Source organism: Paenibacillus polymyxa M1, from assembly GCF_000237325.1.
Classification (GTDB): domain Bacteria; phylum Bacillota; class Bacilli; order Paenibacillales; family Paenibacillaceae; genus Paenibacillus; species Paenibacillus polymyxa_C.
This window is the reverse complement of record NC_017542.1, coordinates 4,871,781-4,884,852: the sequence shown is the minus strand read 5'-3', so window position 1 is coordinate 4,884,852 and position 13,072 is coordinate 4,871,781. Positions and strand designations below refer to the sequence as shown.

The following is a 13,072-nucleotide window of genomic DNA, read 5'->3' as shown; positions in this document are numbered from 1 at the left end:
GGTGTTTGTCAGGTGACAATCGTGAAGACAGAAGCATTTTTTTATTTTATTTATAAGATATTGGATGAGATTCAGAGACAGTTCTGCTTAGACTACGGTTCGAATCCGATCTTTTGTGTGTTATACTATTGCCGTCGGTAATTTTGTGTTTAGCACTTTACTAATGATAAGGATGGTATGCTTATATGATCAGTACAAGCGGCGTAACGCTTCGTTATGGTAAACGCCCACTTTTTGAAGACGTAAATATCAAATTTACTCCTGGGAACTGCTACGGCCTGATTGGGGCGAATGGCGCGGGTAAGTCCACCTTTTTGAAAATTCTTTCCGGTGAAATCGAAGCCAATTCAGGTGAGGTTCACATGACACCGGGCGAACGGATGGCTGTCCTCAAGCAGAACCATTATGAATACGATGAATTTCCGGTTCTGGAAACCGTTATTATGGGTCATACGCGTCTGTATGAAATCATGAAGGAAAAGGATGCACTGTACGCTAAAGCGGAGTTTTCCGAAGCAGACGGTTTGCGTGCTGGTGAATTGGAAGGCGAATTTGCAGAGCTGAACGGTTGGGATGCCGAGCCGGATGCGGCTGCATTGCTGATCGGTCTCGGTATTCCGCGTGATCTGCATGACAAAAAAATGGCTGAGATGAGCGGCAACGACAAAGTACGCGTTCTGTTGGCACAAGCGTTGTTTGGTCGTCCGAACAATTTGCTGCTTGATGAGCCTACCAACCATTTGGACCTCGAATCCATTCAGTGGCTCGAGAACTTCCTGATGGACTATGAAGGCACCGTCATCGTTGTATCCCATGACCGTCACTTCCTGAACAAGGTATGTACGCATATTGCGGATATTGATTTTGGTAAAATCCAGATGTATGTCGGCAATTATGACTTCTGGTACGAATCCAGCCAGCTTGCGCTTACACTGGCTCGCGATGCGAACAAGAAGAAGGAAGAAAAAATCAAAGAACTGCAAGCCTTTATTCAGCGCTTTTCTGCGAATGCTTCCAAGTCCAAGCAGGCGACTTCGCGTAAAAAGCAACTGGATAAAATTACGCTGGACGACATCCGTCCATCGAACCGTAAATATCCGTTCATTAACTTCAAGCCTGAGCGTGAAGCGGGCAAACAATTGCTGACTGTAGATAGTGTCAGCAAAACCGTGGAAGGCGAGCAAGTGCTTAACGAGTTCAGTCTGGTTGTGAACAAAGGCGATAAAATTGCGTTTGTAGGTCCGAATGGTCTGCCTAAAACGACGCTCTTCCAGATCTTGATGAATGAACTGGAAGCGGATAAAGGTGAATTTTCCTGGGGGATTACAACGAGCCAAGCGTATTTCCCGAAAGATAACTCCACTTATTTTGAAGGTGTGGATCTGAACCTTGTGGACTGGTTGCGTCAATATTCCAAGGATCAGGATGAAACGTTCCTGCGCGGCTTCTTGGGACGTATGCTTTTCTCAGGCGAAGAAGCGCTTAAGAAAGCAAGTGTACTGTCCGGGGGAGAAAAGGTTCGCTGTATGCTGGCGAAAATGATGTTGAACGGTGCTAACGTACTGCTTCTGGAAGAACCGACCAACCACTTGGATCTGGAGTCCATCACAGCGCTGAACAATGGTCTGATCGACTTTGACGGGACTATTTTGTTCACTTCTCATGACCATCAGTTCATTCAAACCATTGCGAATCGCATCGTGGAAATTACACCAAACGGCGTAATCGACCGTACGATGAGCTATGATGAATACTTGGAAAATGAAGAAATCGCTAAATTACGTGAACGCATGTACCCGGTAGAAATCGGCTAACATCCGAACTGCTAATTTCAGCAAATAGATAAACGAAAGAGGAGCTCCATCAGGCCATTGATATGGCCGGGAGACTCCTCTTTTTTCGTTTTGTGCCATGCCCTTAGCTTAATCGGTTCCGAGAATGAGGTAAGATAGATCTTGCCTGCTCTTCGGTACCCTATATAGCCTATGGGGTGGCTTATGATCCGCCTGTACGACGGCGTTGGTTGTTCGGCTTCTTCGTATTTTGGCTTTTCAGTGTTTTGGTGGAACCGCCTTGAAAGCCGCCCTGCTGTGAAGCGCCGGACTGCTGTTTTTTTTGTGCCAGCTTTTCCCGAATGGCATCTGCGAGATTAATTTTACGTGGTTCGTTAGCATCGCTCATGAATAAATTCCTCCTGTTGCCGCCAGATTCAAGTCAATCATGCTGGATTGAAGAAAAACGCGGCTGTGTCCTCATTTTATACGTTTTTAAAAGAAGGGACAAGGGCAACAATGATAACACATCGCTGGAGTAAGGCAGGAGGGAAAATGTCTGTTTTTTGCATGAAGGAAAAATTGTTTTGTGTAACCTACAGGGATGGTGCCTGGCAATACTTTTTCGTTGTTCCTACAGCGATGTAGAGCGGAAAGACTGTTTCTCTAGACCCACACAAAGTACGTCTGTTATCCTGAAAATAACAGTTATCCAAAGGAAAATTGTTATTTTTAGTAGCAGCTTTGCTGCTTGTTTGAGGAGTAGTGTAAGGACAGCTGTGCTGCTTATTTTAAAGAATGGTACGACGGCAGCTATGCTGCTATTTTTATTTCTGGGCAGGTCTCTATGCTGCAAACTATCTATTTGAAGGAGTGTCCTCGGTTGTGGTAAATGTCTATGATGAAATACGAAAAGGTGAGCGAGGGGCGTGGGTGAGTATTGCTGCTTATCTCTTGCTGTCCGCCTTTAAGCTGATTAGCGGATATATATTTGCTTCTAGCGCGTTGCTGGCCGATGGATTCAACAATGTCACCGATATTGTGGTGTCGATTGCTGTATTAATCGGTCTAAGAATCTCCCAGAAACCACCAGATTCCGACCATACCTATGGACATTTTCGGGCCGAAACGATCGCGGCGTTGCTGGCGTCCTTTATTATGGCTGTCGTTGGTTTGCAGGTGCTGATTGACGGAATCGGAAGCATTTTTAAGGGAGGAAAGCAAACACCGGATATTACCTCTGCGGGTGTGGCTGTGATTTGTGCAGTGATTATGTTGGGAGTGTACCTGTACAATAACAGGCTGGCTCGGCAAATCAACAACAAGGCGTTGCTGGCGGCGGCCAAGGATAATCTATCGGATGCACTTGTCAGTGTTGGAGCAGCAGTGGGCATTATCGGGGCACAGTTTGGGCTGCCGTGGTTGGATACTGTTGCGGCGATTGTGGTAGGGTTCATCATTTGTAAAACAGCGTGGGAGATTTTTAGGGATTCCACACATAGCTTGACTGATGGATTTGATGAGCAAGAACTGTCCGACTTACGGAGTACGATTGCTCTTATACCTGGAGTGGAGGGAATTCGTGACGTTAAGGCACGGGTACACGGTAACCATGCGCTGGTGGATGTGGTCATTGAGGTCAATCCGCAGCTCAGTTTGATCGAAGGACATCGGATCAGCGACCGGATTGAGGAACGTCTACAAGAGGTTCATAATACGATGCACGTTCATGTCCATGTAGAACCTAAATTATAGATTAATTATTAAATAATTAGTATAAAAAGTGACTTTAGACCTATACCTAAAATGGTGTACACGCTATCTTTTGTGACGTTTGGATTATATCTCTCTTCCTGCTGCTTTTACTATAATGAAGGCATGTCCGGCTATATTCGTCGGAATTATGCTCTTCAAATTCGTAAAAACAGCCAGGAGGTGCAACATTGAGAAGACGCGTGATGGGAATGCTCATGACGTCAGCCGCGCTGTTGGCAGCAATTCATGTGGCGCCGGGTCAGGTTGACGCAGCGGCATCGACTACAGCATCCGCAGGCCAGAAGGCGGTTATCCAGGCGGCTGTAAAGCTTAGATCTGGCCCTTCCACTACGGGCGATGTAGTCAGCTTTATGAAGCAGGGAGAGGCCGTAACGGTATTGGAGAAAACAAACAACTATTGGTATAAGGTCAAGACTTCTGATGGAGTAACCGGCTACACAAGCAGCTCTGACAAGTACATAAAAGTTGGCGCTACCAGCGTCGCTGCTGCTGCCACGCCGCCTGTCAGCCGTAAAACGGAAGCCTCAGAGTCAGCTAAAACTGTTTCAGCTTCAGTTAAAAATGTTTCAACTAAAGAGGCTTCGGCTTCAGTGAATAGTTCTGCCGGTCAAACGAAAGCTACGATTCAAACGTCCGTTCGTTTGCGGGCGGAGGCATCCACTTCTTCCGAGGTTCTGGGCTATATGAACACAGGGGATGTCGTTACGATTACCGATTCAAGCAACGCATATTGGTTCAAGGTCACCACTGCTGACGGTACAGTAGGCTATGTCAGCTCATCTCCACAATATATTCGTATTGGTGAGGGCGTTGTTGTGCAGCAGGCAGTAGCTTCTGCGGCTGCACCAGCTTCAGATACTACTGCTCTACCTGCGGTAGCGTCTCCTGTATCGACGGTTAGCTTGTCTTCTGGTGATGCAGCGGCTGCAATTGAACAGGTTATTGACACAGGTATGACTTACCTTGGAACACCTTATGAATATGGTTCTGATCGCAACAGTACGGCTACTTTTGATTGCTCGGCATTTACTCGCCAAATTTTCCGTCAGGCTGTAGGTATCCAGCTTCCGGCAGATTCTCGTTCACAGGGTGAGTGGATCAAGCAGAACAGCCAGCCGAATACGGATATGACTACACTGAAGCGTGGCGATCTGCTCTTTTTTACAAATTATAATGCATCTTCAGGGGCATACACGTCCTTGGATAATTCCTCCCAAACGATTACGCATGTAGCCGTATACTTGGGAGACAACAAGCTTCTCCATACGTTTTCTGTAGCGGCCGGTGGTGTAAAAGTTACGGATTTCAGCAAGCCTTGGCAGGATCGTTTCCTGTTTGGAGGCAGCGTGATCCAATAATAACGCCGTTCACTGTTAAAAGTTGCATCAAAAAAGGATGTTCCACAACTCTGTTGACCAGGGTGGGAACATCCTTTTTTGATAAGCATATGATACATAACACTTTTGGGCGTAGCAATCATCCAATGCCTATGAGGCTCGTTTTCTTCCGGTAAAGAGTGAAATAACGAATAACACCAAAAATAGTACAAATAACATTTTGGCGATTGTAGCGGCTACGGAGACGACGATACCAAAAAAACCTAAAATCCCGGCGATCACAGCAAAAACTAAGAATAAAGCCGACCATTTCAGCATGTTCTGTATCCTCCTTTGATTGTATATAATGTGGCATACTCGCGCCCTGATCGAGCGTGGTAGCAGATGACGGTGACTTCTACAGATTAAGCGTGGCTGTGCCATCATTATATGGTGTTTTAAACGATGCAAGGGCCTGTGAATCATAACGATTGGAGCACAAGGAGCTACCAGTCTGGACGTTGTTTCGTGTCCGAATGTAGAGGGTAACTATGCAGTAATCATAAACATCATCGTGAAAGACGAAAGAGAGGTTACGCTATGTTAACACAGGTCAGCATTTTTATTATTGCTATCGCATTTGCCGTTCTCGTTATTTACCTTATTAAGACTTTGAAAGCAGCCCAAGGTTCTCTGGATAAGGTGACTCAAACCTTGCAGGAAGTACAAAAGACAGTCGATGAACTGAGTTATGAAGTAAAACAAACGGTTCGACATGCAAATGACATCACCGCAGATGTTGATCATAAATTGAAGCAAGTGGAACCAGTGATGGAGTCGGTTAAAAACCTGGGGGAGGTACTTAGTGAAGTGACGCTGGCCGCCAAGCAGGCTTCAACAGCGTTAATGACACGGCTTCAGAAATCGCGAAGCACTGCGAGCAGCACTTCCGGAACGGAGAAGGCAATCAAGTCAACGGTTTCGAACAGACCTTTGACTGCAACAGAGCGGACGGTTCAGAGCTACAATGCCACTTATGGGGAACCTGCGGGCAAGCCGGCTAAGAACTGGCTGGGTTATGTAGACATCGCTGCTGGGGTGTGGCAGAAAATGCGTCAGTAGTATAGTGCTGAACCGTAAACTATTGGAAATTCATTGAAAGGGTGAGAATTATGATGAAGACATTACTACTAGCCGCTGGTTTGCTCACTCCCTTTTCCGGACAGGATACGGTTCAGCAAACCGTCTCCCCGCAGACAGCGGGGCATATGGTAAGGGCTGTTCAGACGATAACTGCTCCACATGCTGTGCCAGCTGATTTTCAGACCTTAAATGGCATATCTCTGGATGATACTCGTGCGGATGTATTAAAAAAACTGGGCAAGCCACTTCGAGTCAAGAAGGATATGCTGCTGCTTTCTACAGAATATCAATATCCGGATGTCGTGGTAGGTATGCGTGATGACGTCGTCTCTTATGTGCATGTAGATCCTGCTGCCGGTCGAATCAAAGTGAATGATAAGTGGCTGCCACTGCAACGGAAAACGCTGGATCAGGCGCTAGGCGGCTCGCAATTTACGGCAGAAGACGGAGAAGTATATGTACGCGGGCAGCGTGCGATCAAAGTGTTTACGGATAAGACGTCTGATAAGCCGAAGTATGTTGAGTTTTTTGATGAAACGGAGTGGTGATCGATTTTTTCAAGGCGTGACATCATATGGAAGTTTCAAATGGATGAATGAAGTGTAATAGTCAGAGAAGTCAATCCTTAAAGGAGCGTGAGAAACATGAATCAGACCAATCATAAATCTTATGCCAAGGTGGTAGAGAACGGTGTACAAGCCGTTGAAGCTGTGAATGAGTTGCGTAACACGGGCTATCGTTATGAGGATGTGTTCGTGCTCGCTCATGATCAGGATCGGACGGATCGTATCGCCGATACGGTGGCTGCCAAGGAAATCGGGATTAAGGAAGAAGGCGTTTTCGACTCATTAGCGAATTTGTTCCGTTCCCGTGGCGATGAGCTTCGTGCTAAAATCACTTCCTTGGGTTTTACAGATACGGAAGCAGATTTTTATGAAAAAGAATTAGATCAGGGTAAAGTGCTGGTTATTGCGAAAAAAGCGTGATATTTCCAGCTCATCATAGGATCAAACAAGCTTAGATTTGAAAAAGAGGATGTTGGCCGCAGCACAAGTGTTTCGCGGGTCCTCCAAAAACATAGATAAGGAATGGGGCTTCAGCCTCATTCCTTATCTATGTTTTTGGAACGCCTGCTTACGGAAACGCTATTTCCAATCAACAAGGGTGTTGCCCCCTAAGCAGGTATAGTATAATACATGGGTTACAGATAAGGAGAGAGCAATGAGAATTCTAATTGTTGACGATAATCCAACGAATGTCATTATTATTCGTGAAATACTAAAAAAAGAAAATTATCGCGATGTAATCTCTGCCAGCTCGGCCGCAGAAATGCTGGAGCATCTGGGAATCGGCGACCGTACCATTAGTCTCCGGCCCCGTCCTTCGGATATTGATTTGGTGCTGCTGGATATGATGATGCCTGAAATGGACGGCATTGAGGCTTGCAGTATTGTGCAGGAATATGAACATTTAAAAGATATTCCGATTATTATGGTTACCGCTGTAGGCGATTCTAAAAAATTGGCCGAAGCCTTGGATGTGGGAGCCGTCGATTATGTCACGAAGCCGATTAACAAGGTAGAGCTAATGGCTCGTATTCGTTCTGCCTTGCGTCTCAAGCAGGAAAAGGACTGGCATAAGGACCGGGATCAGCGAATCCAGGATGAATTGAAGCTGGCTGCGATGGTGCAGCAGGCGGTGCTGAGTCCTGCCATTCAGGACCCGATGCTGCAAGCGAATGCACTGTACCAGCCTTCCTTTGAACTGGCGGGGGATTTATATTCATGGTATCCGCTAGGGGAAGGGAGATATGCCATCATTTTGCTCGATATGATGGGCCATGGCATTTCTTCTTCTCTGTTTTGCATGTTCATTGCGTCTGTACTCAAGGATACGGTGACCACGTTTGTGGAGCCGGAGAAGGTCATACAAGAGCTGAATCGTCGTTTTAATCAACTGGATTTGGGCAAGCAACTGGTACAGTATTATTTTACGGCGATTTATATGGTGATTGATACTCGTTCACGGCGAATTGACTATGTAAATGCAGGGCATCCTCCTGGCTTGCTGTTCAATCAGGATGGCAGTATAACCAAATTAGACCGTGCGTGTAGCCCGGTCGGATTGTTTGATAAAATTGATGCAGAGATGCACACGATTTATTACGAAGGAACTGGGCATATCGCTTTGTATACAGATGGCTTGCTGGAGGCGGTAGAAGGTGAATATGAGGAACAATTGGAGTATCTGACTGCCTGTCTGCGTAAGTATGAGGAATGGAATGAAGAAGCGATGCTGGATGCATTTTTTCGTAATGACGGGGGACTGCAGGATCGCGATGATGATAAGTGCCTGATCTGGATTTCATTGAAAGAGGGAGAGAGCTTGCATGAAAATCAGAAATAAACTGCTGATTGGCTTTGGATCGCTTATGGCGATCCTCCTTGTGCTGACGCTAATCAGCTATGACCGGATGGGGAGCCTGAATGAACAGCTGAACCAGGTTTATCAAGAACGATATGTGAAGGTCCGGAAAACAACAGCTATACGCGGACAGGTGAACGATATGGCTAAAGTGATGGCCAATCTGATCTTGAATCCAGGCTCCTCTGTCGGCGAGGCCAAGCGCGAGATGGATGATATCTCTGCTACTGGAACAAAAGTTCTGGCTAGTCTGCAAACGGATCCCGGTACGAGTGAAGAGCAACAGCAGATTGACCGGGTGGCTGTTGCCTGGAAAGATTTCCTAAACTATGAAGAGAGACTCGTTTCCTTATTGGAGCAAGATCGTATTGAGGAAGCTAATGCTTTCCGTAATAGCACGGGTCTGCCTGCTCAAGAGGAGGCAATGGACAGCATTAATACCCTTGCTGTTTTTCAAGACCGGGAAATTGATAACGATATGAAGCAGGCCAATCTGGCTTATGAGGAATCTGTGCAGATTACTACAATCCTGATGGCGGCCGGTCTGATCATGGGCTTACTGGTTATTTTGTGGGTGCTCCCGAGCATTGCCAAAGGTCTAAATACTGTTAACCTCATGATGAGTGGCTTTGGCAAGGGAAAGTACAGGGCTATCAGCCGGATGAGTGTGGCCTCCAAAGATGAAATCGGAGAGGTTGCTCGTGTGTTTCAACAATTGGCTGGAGACCTGGATGAAAAAAGGAAATTCGAGCATTCCGTCCTTCAAACGCAGAAGGATCAAACCTGGCTTAATGCCAATACTGCTCGGTTGACTGAGCTGTTTCGTGGTGTGAATTCACTGGAGCAGGTTGCTCAGATGTTCATTAGTGAGTTTACGCCCATCCTGGGAGGCAGTTACGGAGCCATCTACCTGCAAGGAAAAGATGTAGAAGACCACCGATTCAAGTTGTATGGCTCCTATGCAAAGGTGACTGGCGAAGGCTCGATCAGAGACGTTATCCAAGTGGGCGAAGGTTTGCTTGGACAGTGTGTTCTGGATCGTAAGCCGATCTTGGTTACAGAGGCGCCTGAAGGATACTTGTCCATTGGCTCCGCCTTAGGAGAAAGTAAGCCCGTGGGAATTATGATTTTCCCTATTTTGTTCGAGGATGAATGCATTGGTGCCGTAGAAATAGCGTCACTGGATCGCTTCAGTGATCTGGAAACGAAGCTGTTTGCTCAGCTAATGGAGAGCTTGGGGATCATTTTGAATAACATCAGGGGACGGATGCGGGTTGAGCAATTGCTGCGCGAATCACAAGCACTTACCGAGGAATTGCAATGCCAGTCTGAAGAGCTGCAAACTCAGCAAGAAGAACTCAAGCGTTCCAACGAGAATTTGGAGCAGCAAACAGAGGAGCTTAAGCGTTCCGAGGAATTGTTACAGCGTCAGCAGGAAGAATTGGAGCATTTTAATACTGAACTGATTGCCAAAACGAGAGCACTGGAAGAACAGGTTCGAGAAGTGGAAGAAAAGAACGATGAGATCGAACGTGCACGAGCCCAGTTGGAGCAACAGGCGATGCAGCTTGGGATCACAAGCAAATACAAATCCGAGTTTTTGGCCAATATGTCGCATGAACTGCGTACTCCGCTAAATAGCTTGCTCATTCTTTCTCAGCTACTGTCTGAGAACAAGGAAGGCAATCTCAAGCCCAAACAGGTGGAATATGCACAAACCATTTATATGTCAGGCGCGGATTTGTTGAAAATGATTGATGAAATTCTGGATTTATCCAAAGTGGATGCTGGAAAAATGGATATTAATCATGAAACGGTCCATTTGGAGGAGTTGGAGCTGTTTGTTGAACAGAATTTTGCTCCGGTCGCAGCCAAACGTGAGCTTCAACTGCATACCGAAATTGAAGAGAACTTGCCAGATGCCATTATTAGTGACGGTTATCGTCTCAAACAAATTTTACGTAACTTGCTGTCCAATGCGTTCAAGTTCACCACCGAAGGCTCTATTCGTTTCAAGGTATCTCGGGCAAACGGAGAGCAGCTTCCAGATATGTTAGATTCACGAAAATCCTATCTGGCTCTATCTGTACGTGATACAGGCATCGGAATTGCTTCAGACAAAACAGATCTGATTTTCGAAGCCTTTCAGCAGGTAGACGGTACGACTAGCCGGAAATACGGGGGAACAGGGCTGGGGCTGTCGATCAGCCGTGAGCTTTCCAAATTGTTGGGCGGTGCCATTACAGTCGAGTCCGAGCAGGGACAGGGCAGTTGCTTCACACTGTATTTGCCGGAACAAACGCCTACCGAAAAGAATATGGAGTCTCATTCGAGAGAGGCGTTTGACAGTACAGATGTACATCCGGATTATGAGGGTGTCGCTGCTTCAGTGGAAGCAGATCTTCCAATGATTATGCCTGCTGAACGCTTACCTGTATATCAGATGCCTGCGAAGAGCGGAGTAGAGGACATACATCCGGGTGATGACCGAAACGAGATTACCCCGCAGGATAAAGTGTTGCTGATTATTGAGGATGATATTAATTTTGCTAATATTTTGTATGACATGGCCCATAGCCGAGGCTTTAAGGCGCTGATCGCTCTCAAAGGAGACGATGGGCTAAACATGGCTCATTCTTATCTGCCGGACGCTATTATATTAGATATTCAGTTACCAGTGATGGATGGCTGGTCCATTTTGGGCGAGCTGAAAGGAAACTCATCGACACGTCATATTCCAGTACATGTGATTTCGGTCATTGATGATGTGAAGCAGGGCTTGATGATGGGCGCGATTGCCTATCTCAAAAAGCCTTCTTCGAAGGAGAGTCTGGATAAGGCATTTTCACACATAAAATCGTATACGGACCAAATGGTAAAACGCCTCCTTGTGGTCGAGGATGACGATAATCAGCGCAAGTCCATTATTGAGCTCATCGACCATGATGATGTGGCCATTACGGCGGTCTCGACAGGTAAAGAAGCACTAAACGAGCTGGCCACCCAGCGGTATGACTGCATGGTACTGGATCTGATGCTCAGTGACATGACAGGCTTTGAGTTGCTCGACCGCATTCGGGAAAATGAGCAGCTCACCGATCTGCCGATCATTATTTATACAGGCAAAGATCTGGATAGTAAGGAAGAAACACAACTTCGAAAATATGCAGAGTCTATTATTATTAAGGATGTCAAATCGCCGGAACGACTTTTGGATGAGACTACGTTGTTCCTGCATCGGGTGGAGGCCAATCTTCCTGAGGACAAACGTAAAATTTTGCAGAAGCTTTATAACAAGGAAGAGTTGTTTGAAGGCAAAAAAATATTGTTGGTAGACGATGATATTCGTAATGTATTTGCTCTGTCCAGTGTGCTGGAAAGCTATCGTATGGAGGTTACCTTTGCTGAAAATGGAAGGGAAGCACTGGAAATGCTTGAACAGACGCCAGATTTTGATCTGGTGCTGATGGATATGATGATGCCTGAAATGGATGGATATGAAGCGATGCGACGTATTCGGTTAATGCCACAATTCGAGAAGTTGCCTATTATTGCCCTGACAGCGAAGGCGATGAAGGATGATCGTTCCAAGTGTATTGAGGCAGGCGCTTCCGATTATGTAAAAAAACCGATTCAAACCGAACAGCTTTTATCATTAATGCGGGTGTGGTTGTATTCGTAATCCAAAAAAATGGGTAATATAAAACGACACGTGATTGAGAGCGGTACTGGCAAAACCTATTTAGGAATTGGAGAGAGATTATGACATCGAAGGATATGGCGGATAATGCTGCTAAAGAAGTGAAATCGAATGACAATGAGCGGGAAATGATTGAGATTGAGCTGTTGCTGGAAGGTATACATCGGCTGTACGGCTATGATTTTCGTAACTACGCTCTGCCTTCGATCAAGCGGCGTATTTATTATCATGCGCAGTCCGAGAATGTAAGCACGATATCAGGACTTCAGGAGAAGGTGCTGCATGATCGCAGCGCCTTCGATAGGCTGGTACAGAGTCTTTCTATTCCGGTGACCGAGATGTTTCGCGACCCGGAGCTGTTTCTAAATTTCAGGCGAAAAATTATTCCTATTTTACGAACGTATCCGTATATCCGAATCTGGCATGCAGGTTGCTCCACAGGTGAGGAAGTATATTCTATGGCAATCTTGCTGCATGAGGAAGGCTTATATGACAAGGCCCGTATTTATGCGACGGATATGAATAACCTGTCTTTACAGCAAGCGAAGGAAGGCGTATATGGGATCGACCGAATGAAGCTGTATACCAAAAATTATTTGGAATCTGGGGGCACACAATCGTTCTCTGAATATTATACAGCCAAGTATGATTCGGTGATGTTTCATCCCTTTTTACGAAAAAATATCATTTTTGCTGAGCACAATTTAGCGACAGACCGATCTTTTAACGAGTTCAATGTTATTTTTTGCCGGAATGTTATGATTTATTTCAACGATGAACTTCGCAACCACGTACATGGGTTGTTTTACGATAGCTTGAGTCATTTTGGTGTGTTGGTGCTTGGGGCCAAGGAATCCATACATTTCACCGATTATAGTGATTCCTACGAGCCGCTGGACCGGGTAGAGAAGATATACCGGAAGATTAAATAGAGATGCTTA

At 45.9% G+C, this 13,072-nt stretch carries 11 protein-coding genes; 9 read left to right on the top strand and 2 right to left on the bottom strand.

Annotation, left to right across the window (positions count from 1 at the left end; translation table 11 throughout):
• The first annotated feature begins 185 nt into the window (after positions 1-185).
• Positions 186-1,814 carry an ABC-F family ATP-binding cassette domain-containing protein gene (locus tag PPM_RS22140; RefSeq protein ID WP_013373057.1) on the top strand — a complete coding sequence of 543 codons (1,629 nt, stop codon included), beginning with the start codon at positions 186-188 and terminating at the stop codon, positions 1,812-1,814.
• A gap of 181 nt (positions 1,815-1,995) precedes the next feature.
• On the opposite strand, the gene PPM_RS22135 is transcribed toward PPM_RS22140, so the two are convergent.
• Positions 1,996-2,181 carry a hypothetical protein gene (locus PPM_RS22135; RefSeq protein WP_007432127.1) on the bottom strand — a complete coding sequence of 62 codons (186 nt, stop codon included), beginning with the start codon at positions 2,179-2,181 and terminating at the stop codon, positions 1,996-1,998.
• A 476-nt stretch (positions 2,182-2,657) separates the two neighbouring features.
• On the opposite strand from PPM_RS22135, the gene PPM_RS22130 reads away from it, so the two are divergent.
• Positions 2,658-3,527, top strand: coding sequence for a cation diffusion facilitator family transporter (locus PPM_RS22130; protein WP_013373054.1), 870 nt, complete (start codon positions 2,658-2,660; stop codon positions 3,525-3,527).
• Positions 3,528-3,715: 188 nt separating this feature from the next.
• Positions 3,716-4,906 (top strand): SH3 domain-containing C40 family peptidase, encoded by a 1,191-nt coding sequence (locus PPM_RS22125; protein WP_013373052.1) that lies wholly within the window; start codon positions 3,716-3,718, stop codon positions 4,904-4,906.
• Between the two features lie 129 nt (positions 4,907-5,035).
• Here PPM_RS22125 and PPM_RS28820 read toward each other — a convergent pair whose 3' ends face one another.
• On the bottom strand, positions 5,036-5,203 hold the full coding sequence (locus PPM_RS28820; RefSeq protein WP_013373051.1) for a DUF1328 domain-containing protein: 168 nt from the start codon (positions 5,201-5,203) through the stop codon (positions 5,036-5,038).
• Between the two features lie 261 nt (positions 5,204-5,464).
• Here PPM_RS28820 and PPM_RS22115 point away from each other — a divergent pair, with 261 nt between their 5' ends.
• The 6 genes from PPM_RS22115 (at position 5,465) to PPM_RS22090 (ending at position 13,063) form a co-directional block, all read left to right on the top strand.
• The gene (locus PPM_RS22115) at positions 5,465-5,986 is read left to right on the top strand and encodes a DUF948 domain-containing protein (protein WP_013373050.1); all 522 of its coding nucleotides are present in this window, start codon (positions 5,465-5,467) and stop codon (positions 5,984-5,986) included.
• 50 nt (positions 5,987-6,036) lie between these two features.
• Positions 6,037-6,555 (top strand): hypothetical protein, encoded by a 519-nt coding sequence (locus PPM_RS22110; protein WP_013373049.1) that lies wholly within the window; start codon positions 6,037-6,039, stop codon positions 6,553-6,555.
• A 96-nt stretch (positions 6,556-6,651) separates the two neighbouring features.
• The gene (locus PPM_RS22105) at positions 6,652-6,993 is read left to right on the top strand and encodes a general stress protein (protein WP_013373048.1); all 342 of its coding nucleotides are present in this window, start codon (positions 6,652-6,654) and stop codon (positions 6,991-6,993) included.
• Between the two features lie 235 nt (positions 6,994-7,228).
• Entirely contained in the window at positions 7,229-8,413 is a 1,185-nt protein-coding gene (locus PPM_RS22100) for a PP2C family protein-serine/threonine phosphatase (RefSeq protein ID WP_013373047.1), read from the top strand.
• The gene (locus tag PPM_RS22095; protein ID WP_013373046.1) at positions 8,397-12,113 is read left to right on the top strand and encodes a response regulator; all 3,717 of its coding nucleotides are present in this window, start codon (positions 8,397-8,399) and stop codon (positions 12,111-12,113) included. The genes PPM_RS22100 and PPM_RS22095 overlap by 17 nt, the downstream gene beginning before the upstream one ends.
• An 80-nt stretch (positions 12,114-12,193) precedes the next feature.
• Positions 12,194-13,063 carry a CheR family methyltransferase gene (locus PPM_RS22090; protein WP_013373045.1) on the top strand — a complete coding sequence of 290 codons (870 nt, stop codon included), beginning with the start codon at positions 12,194-12,196 and terminating at the stop codon, positions 13,061-13,063.
• Positions 13,064-13,072 lie beyond the last annotated feature (9 nt).